Here is a 15848-nt window from a genome sequence, read left to right as displayed (position 1 = left end):
ACCAGCCCGGTGCTGCGCGCGGTGGCCGCCGCCGGGGTGAGCGTGGTCGTGATCGCCGTCGCCGCCGCGCTGACGCTCGTCCCCGCGCTGCTCGGGGCTGGGGGAATTCGCCGGTGGCGAATTCGTGGACTTGCTCTGGTAGTTGTTGGTGGGCGTCTGGCGTCGCTGCGCTCCGCCTTTCGATGGCATTTGTCCCGGGCCTACGGCCCGTCAATCGGTCAGCTTTTTGGCTTTGTTGAGCTGGTGTTTTCACGGCCCTAAAGACCGGTTTACTGGCAGGGTTTCCCGGGCTGCGCCCGGGGGTGAGCGTTGACGATGTGACGCGGAATTCTGGTAGTAGCCCATCCCTCCGACCGAGCGGGGTGCCGGCCGGGGCCTGCGGCCCTCGGCGTTGACGATGTGTCGCGCACTTCGGGTATCAGTCACAACCCCACCCCGGGCCCCCTCCCCCGGTCCCGGCCGGTGACCGGTCCGCCGCCTGATTGCTGGGCTGGCGGCCCATCCGGCGTCCCTGGAGCGGGGCCTGCGGCCCTCGGGAGCAACCTCCGAGCCACCGGTCCGGCTCGGTCTCCCCGGCCCCGGTGGCGGGCCCTCACAGGCGCCCCGCACGGCGGGGGCTGACGGGCCCTCAACCGCAGACCCAAGACCGGAATCCGAAGCGAACCCGGGAGCGTTTCCCCGGCTTCCGCACAGCTCCATCCTGCCGGTCTCCGGACGGGCCCGGGACGAGAACAGGAAACCTCGCGTCAGCCATTCACTCCGGCTCTATCCGGCCACACTTCCGGCGGGAATCCAAATTCCCCACCGTTCCCTTTCAGGCGGCAACCCGAACCCCTTTCGTGGCGCAGCGGCCAGGAATCGAATTCAGGCGCGCCGGAAATGGGCCTACGGCCCTCCACGCCGACACGGCGACGGCCAATCCAGACCGCCTAGGAAATCCCGCTCGGCGTCAACGAGGAAATCCCCGGGGCAGCGACACCAAGTCGAACACCGGGCCAGGACGGCGGGGAGCGCGGCCCACGACGGCCGGGCAACCCAGGAACCGGGACGGCCAGGACGGCGGCCTGGACGGGCGGTCAGGCCCCCCAGGGCGGGGCGCAGCGGGGTGCGGCACCGGGCGGCCAGGGCGGGCACGGGCACAGCGACCGGACGCCCAGGCCGGACACACAGCGGGACGGCCTGGCGGCCGACCAGGACGGCGGCCAGGGCCCCGGCAACGGACCGGCGGGGCGCGGCGGCACCGGGCCGGGCGGCGGGGCGCCGCCGAGGCCGGCGGACCGGCGCAGCCCAGTGCAACACGAGATGCAACACGCCCACCCACCCCCACTCCCGGCCACATAACACCAGGTCAGGCCCGCAACACAGCCCCGTGGCGCCCCCACCGCAACACCGCGTCGCACCCCCACCCACCAGCCACCCCGCCGCCGAACACCACCACCAGGACGAAGCTGCCGAGAAGGCCGGCCCCGAGAACCGCCGAACAAGCGAGAGGTGTCGCGAACCCACGACACCTCTTGACCTCACGAGCAACTCGACTTGCCCACCCACGCAACTGGCCCCCGGGACGGCGGCCAAGACCACCAGCACCTGGCCGTCGTCGACACCCAGCTGCGGCCACCACCCGAGCAGCAACCGCGGCCCCACCCCGGCACCCTGTCCCACCCACCTGTCGCGCCCAGGCCACACACAGGGGATCAGGGGTATCCGCCCACGTCACAGCACGCGACAGCACCCCACACGACAGGCAACGCGACAGCAGGCGCGACAGCCCCCCACCCACCACCAGGACGGCGCCGCAACGGCCTCCCGGACCCCACCACCAGAACAGCCCCCGGGGCGGCCTGACGGCCACCCAGCCGTCCAGCCGGAAGCGAGGCCGGCGCAGGCGCAGCAGGACGGCGACAGCAGCAAGCCCGGCAGCCCGGGACGGCCGCGCAGCACCGACCAGGGCCGACGGCGGCCCGGCAAGCAGGCAGACGGGGCGCAGCCCAGCCGGAGCAGGCACAGCAGGCCCAGGACGGCGGCACGGCAAGCCCGAGACCGCGGCACCGCAGACGGGCAGCGGCCGGGGCGCCGCCGAGGCGGACGACGACTGCAACGGCCGCCCTACAGGCCCCACAGGCCCACAGAACACCCCGCCACCAGGGAAAACAGCACCCCAATGACACAACCCACAACCCCCACAACCCCGAACGACGGTCTGGACGGCGGCACCCAGGCCTGGACGGCGGCAACCGAGCAGGGCGCAGCAGGCCCGGACGGCGCGGGGCCCGGCGGCTCCACCCCGGACGAAACCGAACACCGACCCCCGCCACCACCCACGCCACCGAAATTCCAACCCGAATTCAGACCACCACCGGCAACCAATCCGCCAAAACAACCGGGCGGAATATCCGGCGGAATTCACCCCCGAATACACCCCACAACACCAAGCCCCCCCCAAGCGAGCCGACCCGACCCCCGACCCACCAACCACCACACACAGTCACCAAACCAGCCACCCGACGTCACCCACCCCACACCCCCAACAGGCACAACCAAAGGTCCAGACAACCCGGCATGCGAGGCCATTCCACGCCCCCACAACACCAACAGGTCACACCCTGCGGCCCCTCGCCGGGTAGACCTTCGCGTGCAGCACCCGGTCCTCCCACCACGGATCATCCGGAGCGGAAACCAGGGCGGCCACCAGCTCCCGCTGGGTCGGGACGGGCAGCACCAACGGGCCCAAGTCCTCTGCGGCGCGGGCCTGTACGCAGTCGGGGCACTCCAGCCGGTCCGGCCGGGCCTTCACCCGCAGCTCCAGCTCCGAGCCCTCCTTCCCCCCGATCGAGCCCCGGCACGTCCAACACGGGCGCAGCACGGCATTCGCCGCCCGGGCGGCCTCCAGCTGCTCTTCGGCCTCCCGTTCCAGGCACTCCTCACGGTCCTGGTGACAAGGCCAGCAACGACCCCCCAGGCGGCGGGTCCACTCCACCCGTCCCTGACGGCCGTACTCCCAGCTGCTCTCCTCCTCGGGAGCGTTCCCGCAGTCGGCGCAGGCCAAGGTACGCATCAGCTCGCGGTGAGCCTGGCGGGCTTCTATTGCGTGCGGCTATTGGTAGGCGCGAACGCTCCTCACTAGAGTCATCGCCGTCGCTCAACAAACCGAACGGAGAACCGAGTTGCCGACCATCCTCCTTGCTGATCCGTCGAGCTTCTACGACAAGCTGTCAGCTTGGAGCACCCTTGGCGCAACCGTGGTCGCCGCGGTCGCGATCGGCCTGACCATCGCATTGGCAACGCTGGACCGGCGTCGATCCTCCGCCCTCCTGCTGGCCGAGCAAACCCGTGCGGCCCAGGAACGCACCGAAGCCGATCAGCGACTTCAGGACGAACGCAACGCCGCTGACCAGCGGCTGCGTGACGAGCGCGACGACATGGACCGACGGCAGCAGCGAGAGTGGCAGCAACAGGCAGCGGCCGGGTTGTTGCGCAGAATCTCCGACCTGCACCCCCACACCAGCCATCTAAGCAACTACCAGGCCATGAGCCAGAGCACATCCAACCGCGCGGACCGCCAGCGGGCGATCGACGGGCTGGTGGCCGGCGCCCATACCGAGGCTCTGATGCTTCGCGATCCGGTCGGCACCAAGCTGTACCGAAACCTCGTGGCACTGGTGGTCAGCATAGACCTGGCGATCGCCAAGGTGAGCGCTCAGAACCAGGGTGCTACCGCATTCACTGAGGCCTCGGAGATCGCCGAAGCAGCATCGCTGAACGTACGTCGCTACGCCCGCATGGTCCGGCTGTGGCTTCAGGAGCTGATCGACAACGGCGCCATCCCGCCCGAGGTGGACAACGAGACTACGCCCGTGATCAGCGCGCACCCGCCCAGGGACTGGGCCCCTTCACTCCTGCCGCCGGGCTGGTGGGAGGACACCGCCACCGACCCGGCCGACCCGCAGTTCAGCCCGACGGACTGACCATGCGAGGCCCAGTTCTTAACCTGACGCACTTACGCAACGGCGGCCATCCAGCCAATCCCTGACCAGCCCCAGCCGACCGCGAGGCACAGCCCGGCCCCAGTTAGGTCGCACGTACGATTGTCTGTCGTGGGCAAGCAGAAAACGTACGAGTACCCGGACCGGCTGATCGAGGCGCAGCGGGAACTGGTGGCCGTGCAGGCCGAGCGCCGCTGATGAGAATCCTCGAAAACGGCCAGGGGTGCTCGTCACCCCAGTCGGTCTGGTGTTAAACGAAGTGGGGAGTTTCAGCGAGCCGCTGATTCACGCAGCGTCCGCTTCCATCCTGCTGTACGGCATCGGGGACTTCTCGCAGTGTCCACGCCCGTCGCCGTGCGTGCGGGAGAAGGTGTCCAGGTCGGCCCAGGTCGGTCTGGTCTCTGCGGGCAGCCGGTCGAATCGCCTCGCGCGATGCGGCTGTCGGTAGGTCCGGCCGACGTCGCGGCCCTGGCCTGGGACGGCCACCGGCGTGTCGGGGACACGGTCTACGCTCCCTGGCAACTACGAGTTCGGGAAGTGATCGAGTGTCCTACGACGATGACGAGTTCGAGTGCGAGTACGAGTTCATGGCCGCGCTGAGCACGGCGCTGGCCGATCCGAGCGAGGGTGTGAAGACCGTCGACGGCTGGCGGATCGAGCCTCTCGGCCTGATCAAGGGGGCCGCAGGCCACGGCAAGATCTACGACCCGCTGGGGTCGGAGGGCGGGGGCTTTCCGATGCGGCCCGGTGGCACGCCGGTCTACCTGATCGCCCGCGAGAACGACCCCGGGGACCCGGTGGCGGTCCTGGTGCACCCTGGCGAGACCGTCCCGGTCCGCACGCAGGACTGGGGCGACCGGGTGGCGACCCCGTCCGGCCTGGCCGTGGTGCACGCGAACCCCAGCAGGACCTGGATCGAGCCGGGCACCGGGATGCTCAAGCGGGCCTGGGCCACCTTGCATGCTCGCGCCGCCGAGGGCGATGACTGGGGGCTGGAGAACCTCCGCGAGATGCTCCAGTGCGCCTCGGTGGACCCGGCGGACTGGCCGGTGGAGCCGGTCGAGGGCGACTTCGCAAACGGCTGGCTGATGATCCCGGACGAGGACGGCGCCGGCACCGTGCTGGGCGTCCTGGCTTCCCCGGACGGCTCCAACACGACCGAGTGCCTGGACGCCGAGGGCAACACGGTGGCGCTCCTGCTCCACCTCGACTAGGGAGCGTTACGTTCTGGGTGGGGAGATCGATCGAGCAGGTCTGACGCCATCCCCGAGCAGGGGAGGGCCGATTTGAGGGAGCGCCATCACCGCGCCTACCTGGCGTCGTTGCCCTCGTGGAGCGGTGATCTGGAGGCGGCCCGGCAGGGGCTTAGCGAGGAGCAGCTGGCCGAGTCCGCCCGGCTGGAGGAGGCCGAGCGGCAGGCCTCCCAGGCCGTGTGGGCGGACGAGCACTGGGCCGAGCTTGCTGGCCAGGATCGCGTCGCCGCCCGCAGCCAGCTCCAGCACATTGATGCCCAGGCCGAGGCCACCGCGGCAGCGTAGCTCCGGGCAAGGACGACGAGGCCGACTACAGCTGCGGATCCTGCGGCTTCGGATGACTCCGTGCCGGGGGCCCTGGACCTGGGACGAGTGGCAGGAAGGCCACGTAGGCGTCCCACGCTGCCTCAGACATGCCGTTGCAGCGTGGGACGCGGGGAGTCACGCGGCGGTGGCCAGGTCCGGCAGCCGGTCGGGCAGCCATCCCCGCTGCCGCAGCCCCGAGGCCCGGCGGCCACACCAGTTGGTGCAGTAGCGGCGGGCACGGCTGTTGGAGGCCGGCGGCATCGCCTGACCGCAGACCGGGCAGTGGCCGGGCGGGATGGTGGTGGCCAGGCGTTCCAGGAGGCGCTGGACGCGGTGCTGCTCGTCGAGTTCGAATGGTTCCTGGTCGGCGGGGCAGTTGGTGAGCAGCTCGGCGAAGGTGGCGCGCAGTTGGGGGAGGTCGCGGCAGCGGGCGCCGAGCAGGGCGAGGTAGTCCTCGACGGACCAGGTCGCCAGTGTGGCGGTGCGGGTGAGGTAGAGCCCGACGGTGTCCGGCAACGGCGTGCATCCGCTGCCACTCGACCGCACGCGGGTTGAACGCCCGCAGCTTCACGGTCTGCAAAATCTGCGCCGCGTGCTGCCGGGCATTGATCCGCAGCCACTCGATCGGCGACTCCACCGGCGCCGGCTGCCGTTCCCCCTCTCCCCCGGCCTCGGCGGCCTCGCCCTCGGCCGGCTTGGCCGCGGTGGTGTGCATGGCGCCCTGGGAACGGGTGCCACGCAGTTCGGTGATCCGGCCGACCACCCGGGCGTCGTGCGCCGCCAGGGCCCGCAGGACCCGCAGGACCCGCCAGATAGTACGGAAGGAGCTGGCCTCGATCTCGGTGTCGGCCTCGGCCTTCACCGCCTCCCCGGCGTCGTGGACCTCCGCCGGGTCCGCGGTGGCGGTGTCGTCGCCGACCTCCGGCGTCGGCAGGTAGACCGGGATGATGACCCAGGACACCTTGCCCTCGCGGTAGGACTGGCGCAGCGCCCTCCCGACGGCCTGGACGATGTCGATCACCGAGCTCTTGGGGTCCGCGAAGCAGATGGCGTCCACGGCGGCGACGTCAATGCCCTCCGTCAGGAGCCGGGAGTTGCACAGGATGCCGCACTCCTCGCCGTCCTCGCCGGTGTGGGCCTTGAAGTCCGCGAACGCGGCCCGGCGGTCCTTGAGGCGGTCGGTGCCGGCCACCGCCTTCGCCCAGATCCGCTCCGGGCGCTCCGCGTCGGGCAGCAGTTCCGAGGCCTCCAGCAGGGTGTTCGCGAACTCCCGCGCCGCAGACACCCGGGAGTGGAACGTAATGACGCGGCGCAGGCCGAGGTCGGCGACGGCGCGCAGCACCGCGATCTGCAGGGCCAGGCGCAGCAGCTCCTCGTTGCTGCGCTGGGAGCGCAGGTCGGCGACGGCCGGGAGGTTCAGCAGCTCGCGCAGGTCCTCGTCGGTGACCACCGGCACGAGCACCCGGTAGTCGGCGAGGTAGCCGTGCTCGATCCCCTGGCCGAGCGTCCAGGTGAGCACGGTCCTGCCGTAGATCTCCTCCGAGTCCATCGAGCAGAGCGCGGGCAGCCTCTCCACACCGTCGCTGTCGGCGTCGGCGAGGTCGGCCAGGCCGTCCTTCGCGCGCCGGTCGTCGGCGATCCTGGGGGTGGCGGTGAAGTAGAGGCGGCGCAGCGCGGGTACGTCCGCGTCGTGGTGGACGGCGGCCCACGCCTTGCCCTCGGAACCGGCCGTGCGGTGGGCCTCGTCGATCACGACCAGGTCCCAGGCCGGCAGGCCGAAGTCGCGGTGGGCCTGGACGATCCGCTCCAGCGAGGCGTAGGTGGCGTACACGGTGACCGGCTCACCGGCCTTCTCCTTGGCGACCAGGTCGGCAATCCGCGGGGCCTGCGTGGTGACCTGGGCTTGAACGCGGCCGCCGGCCTCCGCGCTCTCCAGCGCCTCCTCCCGCGAACACGCCGCCGGCGGCGAGGTAGGCGAGCAGGCGGTGGTAGGAGCGGTTCCAGTCCGGCTCCAGGCGCCACAGCGCATCCAGGGCAGTCAGCTGAGCGGAGGAGGGGCGTCGGACGCGGACATGTGAGAGCGCAGGAAGTCGGCCGGGCCGACTTCCTGCGCTGCGCCCGCTATGGGTGGGTTACTGCTGCGAAGCGCGCCGCCGGCTGACCCGCGTGGCCGCCGCGCCGGCCGCGAGGAACGCGGCGGAGAGGCCGAGCAGGACGGGCGTCTTCGGGGCGCCCGTATGGGCCAGCTCGCCGTGGTGCTGGTGTCCGGCGTCGTGCTCCTCGCCCTCACCGTGGTGGCCGGGCTTCACCTCGTGCTTGCCGTGGTGGGCCGGCTTGTGGGCCGGCCGTTCCTCGACCTCCTCCGCGACGAACTTGATCTTGCTCAGGTTGAGGGAGGTGTTCTTGGCGTTGTTCCGCGCGGAGTTGTTCGAGTTGCTGGTGGCGCTGCTGGCGGCGGAGTTGTTGGCGCTGTTGTTGAGGTCGTTGGTGATGCTGTTCTGCACGATGACGGTCACGTCGACGTCCTGGTGCTGCCCCTGGTCCTGGGCCTGGTGCTGCTCCTGGCCGCCGGGCTTGCCGTGCTCCTCGGGCTTACCGTGTTCTTCGGGCTTACCGTGTTCCTCGGGCTTGCCCCCGTGCTCGCAGGGCTTGCAGTGCTCGTTGTGCTCGCACTTCTCCTCATGCTTGCAGTGCTCGTTGTGGTTGCAGTGCTCGCCGTGTTCACAGTGCTCGCCGTGCTCGGCGGGGATGCCGGGAACGCCGGGCAGGCAGAAGAACTCGCCGAGGCCGTGGCCGGCGAGGTGGCCGTGGTACCCGGGCTCGTGGAGGCAGTTCTTGCTGCCGTTCGCTCCCATGCCCATGGGAAGCGTCGACGGCGCCTGCCCCGCCAGCCGCTCGCCCTCGGTGCCCTGCTCGTCGAGCTGGGCCGCGTCATCCGGCTGCGCGGTGACGGGCTCCTGGCCGTCGGCCGGGGCCATCTCGAGCTCGATGTCACCGTCGATTCGGGGGGACGGATGGACGGCCTGCGCCGGCCGGAAAACACTGCCGCTGGTGAAGCTCCTGGTGCCGTCCGCCGAGGTGCCACCCTCGGCCAGGCGCAGAAGGTTGTCGACCCATTCGCCCCGCGCCCCCGTCGAAGCGGAAACCGCGTTGTGGTCGGCGACGGACGAAGCGTAGGCCGCACCGCCGGCGCCCCAGACGAGGGCGGCCGACGCCAGCCCTGACAGGACCAGGGTGGTAATTCGAGTTCGCATGACGCTCCTGAATGATCCGCAAAACGGATCTCCTGGATACGCTCCTTTACCACCGAATCGCGGCACGCGTCGCCGCGAATTAACCACACCGGCCCAACGAATTACCGAGCGTAGACGAACGCTGTCCACGCATCCCGTGAATCACCCCGGGTTCTGGGGGCTCGATTTCGTGTAAGGATTCGAGTCATGGCACGTCCTTCCTCCTACCCGCCTGAGCTGCGCCGTCGTGCGGTGCGCGTGGTCGCCAAGGTCCTCGTCGACTACCCGAACGAGTCGGCCGCGCTGCGGGCCGACGCAGAGAAACTAGGTGTGAACGATCAGCGATTTCCACCACTTCCAAGGCTTCGCGCTCACAAAATTGGCCATAGTCGCGGTCACGAGTCCCAAGCGATTCCCACCACTTCCAAGGCTTCGCGCTCACAAAATTGGCCATAGTCACGGTCACGAGTCCCAAGCGATTTCCACCACTTCCAAGGCTTCGCGCTCACAAAATTGGCCATAGTCACGGTCACGAGTCCCCAATGGGACCCTGACCGCGGCGGAGGCCTCGAATACCCCAAATCAGGTGGTCTGACCTGCACCGGTCGGCGCCAGCCTTCTCGCTCAGCTCCACTCCCCGCCGATCGAGCCCCGGCACGTCCAGCACGAGTGCAGCACGGCGCCCGCCGCCCGTTCACCGACCTCGAAGCGGCCCTTGACCTCCGGCGGCACCGGCCTGGCACCCTGCCCCGCCACACGTCGTATCTGCACCAGCGCACTGCCGGGCGTATCGGCAGCCCCGCCCGCCTCATCCGCGAAGGCGCCCGCAATGCCCCCAGCCCACAACCCCCACCAACGCCCCTGAACCCTGCCCACCCGCTCTCACCACACCCACAACACCCCAGCCCACACACCACCCGCATCTGAACTAGACCCCCCTCAAACCTCACACGCCCACCACCAACAGGTCACACCCGGCGGCCCATCGCCGGGTAGAGCCTCGCGTGCAGCACCCGCACCTCCCACCACGGATCGTCCGAGGCGGAGACCAGCGCGGCCACCGCAAACCTCGGCGCAGCGAGGCGGGCCCGGCGCAGCGACAGGACGGGGACAAGAGCGGCGAACTGACGACCGGTAAGGCGACGGCGACCCGCTGCGGCGGCAGGGCGGCCCATCGCCGGGGCGTGATCCCCTGCGGGGTCCAGTGCCTGCCGTGGTGGTGCTCGAAATGCGGTGCAACGGGATGGGGGCGGCATCTCAAAGGGGTGCTAGGGCCCGCCCGCCACGGGACAGGGGTGACGCTGGGGGTGCCGGGGCCTGCCTGTGGCAGGGCTATTCAGGCCGGTCGTGGGCGCGCGACGAATGTGCAGCTCACGGCGCCCAAGGCGCGCCGACGCCCGCATTGGCATGCGCCGGTCGGCTCGCCCGCACCCGTCGTTGGGCCACGATCAAGCCCGGCGCAAGGCCGCCGTTGTCGTCTTCCGCCCGAGCCCGAATCTGAGTACCCGTGCTCAGGTCCGCAGAACTGCACCTCAGTAACGTCGTGGTCAAGACCGCCAGCAGACCGGCCAGCACGGGGGGACGACACAGATGCAGACCAGTGAGCGCACCAGGACCCGCAGGTGGCCGGTCGTCCTCGGCATGGTGCTCCCCTCCTCCTGATCGGCGCAGTCGCGGCCGGGTCATGGGCCTGGGGCCACGACCATGGTCCGATCGCCCGGCACGACGAGCCCGGGACGGACGCCGGAAAGGCCCGGGACAGCATCCAGAGCGCCCTCGAAGGCTCCGTAGGCGCCATCACCCCGCAGGTCGCACATTCCGACGGCTGGTACTGGGTGGTCCGCGACGAGAAGCACTGGGACGGCGAGCCGATGCCGACCTCCACCGTCTACCGCATGTGGTCGCTCCAGGCCCGCATCGACCGGTCGAAGTACAAGGCCCTCGCCGACCAGCTCGCCCAGTACTGGACGGCGCACGGCTACACCGTGGGCAAGTTCCGAAACTTCGTCGGCGCCAACACCGACACCTTCCCGACCGATGAGCGACAGATCTCCGCGACCTCGCCAGACGGCGTCCTCCTCCCCCTGGAGATGGACACCCCGGGCGTGAGCCTCCAAGCCTCCATGGACGGAGTCCACTACGCCGGCGCCGAGGTGTACGGCAAGGACCCCTCCCAGCCCAGCCACCGACTGGACGACTACTCTCACCAGCTGACCGCGACACCACCCAGCACGGACGACCCGTACTGGTCGCACCACTAACGACCGCCCCGCGAAATTGCATGTCGAGCCCGAGCTCTGCGCGGCCCTTGGCCCGCAGGGCCAGGTACTGCGCCTGGTTCCTCGGGTACCGGATGGGGCCGGTGAGGTGGCCCTTGAGGAGGTAGTCGCCCGGCTCGCCCCGGTAGTGCCACATCTGGCGCCCGGCGAAATGACCGAACCACCAGCCGGTGAACACCACCAGGCCCACGTGACCGCCGGCCCGGCGGCGTGATGACGGAGGAGGTCGGCTGCATCATCGGCGAGCTCACCGTCGTCACCACCGGGTGCGGGCGGGCCGGCGGCGCAGCGGGCTGCGCGGGTGCTGGGCGGTGTGTGAGCGGGTGGGGTGGGTGTATCGGCGGTTGGAGCCGCCGTCGCCGGTGGTGGCGGCGAATGTGCGGTGGCTGGCCGGGTACCGGCATCCCCGGTTCGGGGCTACCGGGGTGCTGCGTGGGGCGGTGCTGGCCGCGATGACCGGCGCGCGGCCGCAGGCGGGGGTGCCGCAGCACCGCCCGGCCGTCCCGCCCGCACCGCCACCGCCTCACCGGGGCGGCCGTTCCTCGCCCCCTCCCGGCCGGAGGCGCCGCGAAGCGGGGCCGCCGGCCGGGAGGCAACCCGCGCCGGGCCGCCAGCTGCGGCCTGGGCGCGGGAGGTCAGCGCCACCGGTAGGACGTGGTGGTCATCGCCAGGAGCAGCACCGGGCCGCCCGCGGCCGCGCCGAGCCGGACGGCTTGGCCGAGGACGGCGCCGACGTCCGGGTACAGGTGGAGGCCGGCCGCGTCGGCCACCGGCAGCCACACCACCGGCGCTTGACCGGGGTCGTCCTGCTCGACCGCCGCGACAGCCGCCGCCAGGTGGGCGGGCAGGTGGGCGGTGAAGACCAGGTGCCGGCGCCGGAACGGCTCCGCCTCGCCCGGCCGCTCAGTCTCCTGCTCACCAGTCCGAGGCGAAACTCACCGGCCCTGGGGCGAAACTCCCCACCGCAGGTCAGCTGCTTGCCGATGGGTGAGGGCGGTTCAGGACCGGCGCCACCAGGAACCGCGCCGCTTCCCCTCGGCGGCAGCCAACCACCACGTGCGCTAACGGCATGGTCCACGATTGAGATCGGCATGTACCCAGTGGAGCGGGCGGAGCGACAGCAGGCACCCACGCTGCCGGCCGGAGCGCCGACGGTAGCGTTAACGGGCTCAGCCTGGATCTGGGAGCGGACCGTGCAGGCGACTGCTGAGACGCCGAAAGGCGCTTGATCCACTGGCTTATGGTTCCCGCATGAAGACCATGCTCCGCCTGGAGAACATCACTGCCGACAACTTCGACGCCGCGATCGGACTGAAGGTGCGGCCAGACCAGGAGCACCTGGTCGCTCCAGTCGTGAAGTCGCTTGCAGAAGCGTATGTGCACCCCGATACAGCCTGGCCTCGACTCATCCTTGACGGCGACCGGCCCGTCGGTTTCCTCATGGCGTTCTTCGGCATCGACTTCACCGGTGACGGTCGGGGCACCGACCATCGCTCCGGCCTCTGGCGTCTCAACATCGCAGCAGGAGAACAAGGGCGTGGATACGGCCGCTTTGCGGTGCAATCCGTGGCCGCTGAAATCCGGCGCCGCGGCGGTACTCGCCTGACGACCACCTGGCACCCAGGCGGAAACGGTCCGGAAGGCTTCTATCTGGGGCTTGGGTTCCGGCCGACGGGGGAGACAAGCGGTGATCAGCGAGTCGGTGAACTTGACCTGACTTAAGTTCTGCTTCGTCGGGCGGAACGACGACTCGCTCAACGGACGCTGCCGTACGGCCGTAACGTGACAGAGGCCGCACGGGTTCTTCAAGTGTGACCAAGAAGTGGGCCCGCGCGGCCTTGACCCATCCTGCCTTCTGCGGCCTCTCCCGTACACATCTCGGCGATTTGATCGAAGAGTTGGCACACCCGTGGCTGGCACGGTGCGAGTCAGCGCTCGATGGGCGGCGTGGTGGCGCGCGTCAGCGTGAGGCCGGTGTCGGGCCGAAGTACCCAGCGACCCGCGAGGCCGCCGGCGCCGTCCACGCCCGCCTGCTCGCCGCCATCGAGGACGCCGCACCCGACCGGTAGCCGGCCACGGTCCCAGCCCTGTCCCAGCACCGGCGCGCAACGCCTCCACCAGGCAGAACAGGGTGGGACCGTCCTAGACATCTCAGGGAGCCAAGGCGTCAAGCGGTACGGCGTGCGGACTTTTGACCACCCGTCGGTGATGGGGTCTAGGGTGCGGTGCCGTGGACGCTGCTGATCTTGATCGTCAGGCCAGGACTCTGTCCGGCTGTATCCCGCCTCCGCTGGTCGCCCAGCTCCTTGAACGTGGCCACGAACGAGAGGTGGAGTCGCAGGCCGGCCAGGGTGAGTGGTTCTGCGCACGGACGTGGGCCCAGCTCAGCCGGGTGCCCTGGGCGGTCGGGGTCAGCCCGGCGGTCTCCAGCATCACCCCGGCCTTGGTGATCTCCTCGAACAGCGCCCCCATCCGCTGCTCGAACCCCGGGACGGGCTCCCAGCCCTCCCGGGCGTCCTCGTCGATCCGGATCAGCGTCATGAAGCACGGCATGATGACTCCTCGGTCCTGCGGGCGGGGCCGTTCCCCGCCGCTCACCCCTGCCTCGATCGGGCCGCCACCGGATCGACATCCGCCGCGAAGAATCGCGAAGATTTATCCGCGGCTTCCCGGGGCGGGGGCCGGAGGCCGGGCCGTCCGTGATCGAATGGCTCGAACGCGCAGGCGATGGAGGGGAGACACGAATGCTCGCGGACATTCTCGACCTGGTGGTGACCACGCTGGGGCCCTCGCCCCGAGGGGAGCGGACGCCCACGCACGAGGAGCTCTTCAAGGAGGGGCGGGTGCTGGTCTTCGAGGGCTGTGTCCTCGGCTCCCGCCCGTACTGCCGCCCGGACGCGGCCTTCCTGCGCCTCTCACTCGGTGCGCTGGCGGTCTCGCCGGTCCGGGAGGCCGACGCGCGGGCCCGTTACCTGCCGGTCGGCGAGCTGGAGCTGGTCGAGGTGCGCAAGTGGCGCAAGGGAGATCCGGCGGCCGTCAAGAAGCACTGGGACGTGGTCGAGTGCCGGGACGGCGAGGAGACCGTCCTGATCGGCTTCGAGCTGTTCTACACGGACTACGTCCGCCAGGCGCTCCGGCTCGACCAGGCCTGACCAGCCGGGCCCCGGCGAAATCGCTGGCCGGGGGTGGCTTTCCGTGCCAACATGCCCCATATAGGGACGATTCTGCACGGCACCCTGGTCACCCTCCGGCCCGCCACGGCCGACGACATCCCGGCGCTCGTGGCGATCCGCAGCACGCCCGAGGTGTTCGCCCGCTGGCGTGGCGGTGACGACCTGGTCGACGAGGTCGCGCGGGATTTGGAGGCGCGCCCGAGACCGAGACCTTCGCGATCGACGTGGGCGGCCGGGTGGTCGGCGCCGTGCAGTGGTACGCGGAGAACGACGACGAGTACCGGCACGCGGGGATGGACCTCTACCTGGATCCCTCGGTGCACGGCCTGGGTCTGGGCACCGACGCCGTGCGCACGATGGCCCGGCACCTGGTGCACGACCACCACTACCACCGGCTGGTGATCGACCCGGCCGTGGACAACCTGGCCGCGATCCGCTGCTACACCAAGGTCGGCTTCCGCCCGGTCGGCACCATGCGCCAGTACGAGCGCGGTGCGGACGGCACCTGGCACGGGCAGCAGGTCCAGCAGGGCGTCGATCGCCTCGAGCAGCTGCTCCGCCGGCGTCCAGTAGGCGAGGCGCCCCGGGGAGCTCGAACACCAAGAGCCGCCGGGCGAAGATCCGGCTCGCTGATGAAGTGCTCGTAGTCGGTGACTACATCGACAGCACCCGAGCCGAAATCGCCTACGCCCGGTCGCTGGGCAAGCCCGTCCGATTCACGCACCCCGAAGTCGACCCTGACACCTGACCACCCGTTGCCACCTCGACAACCAAGGCCGGCAGCCCACCGCCTGACCGTCTTGCGGTTGCGGTGGCTTCGGCCGCCGCCCATGCCACACCCTCCATAGGCATCCCTTGGAGTTGGTGATGCCCGGCCGGTCGGTGACGGTGTGGCGTCCAGCCAGACGCAGGAGTCCTTTGGGCCTTCTCATCCCTCCGGGCCTCGCCCGGCGCCGACGCCCACTACCGCCGCCGACGAGACCACGGCGACTGGCACGCCGCCGCCCAGCGCAACCTCCTCAACCGCCTGCTGGGCCAGCTCTTCCACTGCCTTCAGAACCGCCAGCCGTTCGACGAACAGATCGCCTTCCCCGTCTCACAGGGACTTGCCGCAGCGGCGGCGTAGCCACGGGATGGAGATGCGGAGCAACGTCAGAATGGAGACTCGCTGCACCAAGGGCCGCTCCATCGGGCGGGCGGACGGGGGTCGCGTTGCTGGAGGAGTGCCACGGCGTCGTCGATGCGGCCGAGGTCGATGAGGTAGTTGGCCAGGACGCTGCGGTGGGCCGGGACGTGCCGGCCGAGGAGGGCAACGGCCTCCTCGGGGTGACCGGCTTCATGCAGCACCCGGGCGATGTGCTCCGCGGCGTACGGGGCGTCGCCTCCGGGATGGGCCCGTGCCCGATCGACCGCTTCGTCGGCCCCGGCGCTGGCGGCGATCAGCGGCAGGCGGATCCAGAACAGGTCCCACTCTTCCTCGCCGCCGCGGCTTGCCTTGAGGTCGTCAAGGTGGGCCAGGCCGCCGCGGATCTCGACCCGCCACGGCGCGAGGTGGTTGGCGAGCGCGAGGTGGACCTCGGCCCCGCCCGCCCACGTGGTGAAGGTGGCGCCGGGCTCGGCC

At 70.4% G+C, this 15848-nt stretch carries 14 protein-coding genes and 2 pseudogenes; 9 read left to right on the top strand and 7 right to left on the bottom strand.

All coding sequences use genetic code 11. The features are described 5' to 3' along the window. The coding region (locus ABTY15_RS38115; RefSeq protein WP_350606599.1) for a hypothetical protein at positions 1–261 on the top strand (261 nt) is incomplete at its 5' end. Between the two features lie 2335 nt (positions 262–2596). Here the strand turns inward: ABTY15_RS38115 and ABTY15_RS38110 are convergent. Then, positions 2597–3055 (bottom strand): hypothetical protein, encoded by a 459-nt coding sequence (locus ABTY15_RS38110; protein ID WP_350606596.1) that lies wholly within the window; start codon positions 3053–3055, stop codon positions 2597–2599. 109 nt (positions 3056–3164) lie between these two features. Between ABTY15_RS38110 and ABTY15_RS38105 the strand changes: the two genes are divergently transcribed. From ABTY15_RS38105 to ABTY15_RS38095, 3 genes are all read left to right on the top strand, one after another. Then, the gene (locus tag ABTY15_RS38105; RefSeq protein ID WP_350606593.1) at positions 3165–3965 is read left to right on the top strand and encodes a hypothetical protein; all 801 of its coding nucleotides are present in this window, start codon (positions 3165–3167) and stop codon (positions 3963–3965) included. Between the two features lie 563 nt (positions 3966–4528). Next, positions 4529–5197, top strand: a complete 669-nt coding sequence (locus ABTY15_RS38100) for a hypothetical protein (protein WP_350606590.1) — start codon at positions 4529–4531, stop codon at positions 5195–5197. A gap of 72 nt (positions 5198–5269) precedes the next feature. Then, entirely contained in the window at positions 5270–5521 is a 252-nt protein-coding gene (locus ABTY15_RS38095; RefSeq protein ID WP_350606588.1) for a DUF8825 domain-containing protein, read from the top strand. A gap of 25 nt (positions 5522–5546) precedes the next feature. Here the strand turns inward: ABTY15_RS38095 and ABTY15_RS38090 are convergent, their stop codons facing one another. From ABTY15_RS38090 to ABTY15_RS39950, 3 genes are all read right to left on the bottom strand, one after another. Continuing rightward, positions 5547–7571, bottom strand: coding sequence for a helicase-related protein (locus ABTY15_RS38090; RefSeq protein ID WP_350606584.1), 2025 nt, complete (start codon positions 7569–7571; stop codon positions 5547–5549). 103 nt (positions 7572–7674) lie between these two features. Continuing rightward, the gene (locus ABTY15_RS38085) at positions 7675–8796 is read right to left on the bottom strand and encodes a hypothetical protein (protein ID WP_350606582.1); all 1122 of its coding nucleotides are present in this window, start codon (positions 8794–8796) and stop codon (positions 7675–7677) included. 603 nt (positions 8797–9399) lie between these two features. Continuing rightward, on the bottom strand, positions 9400–9546 hold the full coding sequence (locus ABTY15_RS39950; RefSeq protein WP_502893684.1) for a hypothetical protein: 147 nt from the start codon (positions 9544–9546) through the stop codon (positions 9400–9402). Between the two features lie 851 nt (positions 9547–10397). Here ABTY15_RS39950 and ABTY15_RS38075 point away from each other — a divergent pair. Beyond that, complete coding sequence (locus ABTY15_RS38075; RefSeq protein ID WP_350606579.1) at positions 10398–11036, top strand: hypothetical protein; 639 nt, start codon at positions 10398–10400, stop codon at positions 11034–11036. A gap of 653 nt (positions 11037–11689) precedes the next feature. Here the strand turns inward: ABTY15_RS38075 and ABTY15_RS38070 are convergent. Further along, a complete protein-coding gene (locus ABTY15_RS38070; protein ID WP_350606577.1) occupies positions 11690–11824 on the bottom strand; it encodes a hypothetical protein in 135 nt (44 codons plus the stop codon). Positions 11825–12305: 481 nt separating this feature from the next. On the opposite strand from ABTY15_RS38070, the gene ABTY15_RS38065 reads away from it, so the two are divergent. After that, a complete protein-coding gene (locus ABTY15_RS38065; protein WP_350606574.1) occupies positions 12306–12776 on the top strand; it encodes a GNAT family N-acetyltransferase in 471 nt (156 codons plus the stop codon). A 531-nt stretch (positions 12777–13307) separates the two neighbouring features. Here ABTY15_RS38065 and ABTY15_RS38060 read toward each other — a convergent pair. After that, complete coding sequence (locus ABTY15_RS38060) at positions 13308–13607, bottom strand: YciI family protein (RefSeq protein ID WP_350606571.1); 300 nt, start codon at positions 13605–13607, stop codon at positions 13308–13310. 191 nt (positions 13608–13798) lie between these two features. Here ABTY15_RS38060 and ABTY15_RS38055 point away from each other — a divergent pair, with 191 nt between their 5' ends. The 3 genes and pseudogenes from ABTY15_RS38055 to ABTY15_RS38045 all read left to right on the top strand — a co-directional run. After that, positions 13799–14206 carry a hypothetical protein gene (locus ABTY15_RS38055; RefSeq protein WP_350606567.1) on the top strand — a complete coding sequence of 136 codons (408 nt, stop codon included), beginning with the start codon at positions 13799–13801 and terminating at the stop codon, positions 14204–14206. Between the two features lie 245 nt (positions 14207–14451). After that, complete coding sequence (locus ABTY15_RS39945) at positions 14452–14874, top strand: GNAT family N-acetyltransferase (RefSeq protein WP_502893683.1); 423 nt, start codon at positions 14452–14454, stop codon at positions 14872–14874. A 257-nt stretch (positions 14875–15131) separates the two neighbouring features. Further along, positions 15132–15353: pseudogene (locus ABTY15_RS38045) on the top strand (IS110 family transposase); the annotation flags it as partial. A gap of 26 nt (positions 15354–15379) precedes the next feature. On the opposite strand, the pseudogene ABTY15_RS38040 reads toward ABTY15_RS38045, so the two are convergent. Further along, positions 15380–15848: pseudogene (locus tag ABTY15_RS38040) on the bottom strand (hypothetical protein); the annotation flags it as partial.

The sequence above is a fragment of the Kitasatospora sp. NPDC097643 genome (assembly GCF_040302625.1).
Taxonomy (GTDB): Bacteria; Actinomycetota; Actinomycetes; order Streptomycetales; family Streptomycetaceae; genus Kitasatospora.
This window is presented reverse-complemented; position numbering and strand designations above follow the sequence as displayed.

Coding starts and splice junctions, on each gene's coding strand:
- ABTY15_RS38090 (WP_350606584.1), bottom strand. CDS start 7,571: ATGCGCTGTGGCGCCTGGAGCCGGACTGGAACCGCTCCTACCACCGCC.
- ABTY15_RS38055 (WP_350606567.1), top strand. CDS start 13,799: ATGCTCGCGGACATTCTCGACCTGGTGGTGACCACGCTGGGGCCCTCG.
- ABTY15_RS38065 (WP_350606574.1), top strand. CDS start 12,306: ATGAAGACCATGCTCCGCCTGGAGAACATCACTGCCGACAACTTCGAC.
- ABTY15_RS38110 (WP_350606596.1), bottom strand. CDS start 3,055: ATGCGTACCTTGGCCTGCGCCGACTGCGGGAACGCTCCCGAGGAGGAG.
- ABTY15_RS38085 (WP_350606582.1), bottom strand. CDS start 8,796: ATGCGAACTCGAATTACCACCCTGGTCCTGTCAGGGCTGGCGTCGGCC.
- ABTY15_RS38060 (WP_350606571.1), bottom strand. CDS start 13,607: ATGCCGTGCTTCATGACGCTGATCCGGATCGACGAGGACGCCCGGGAG.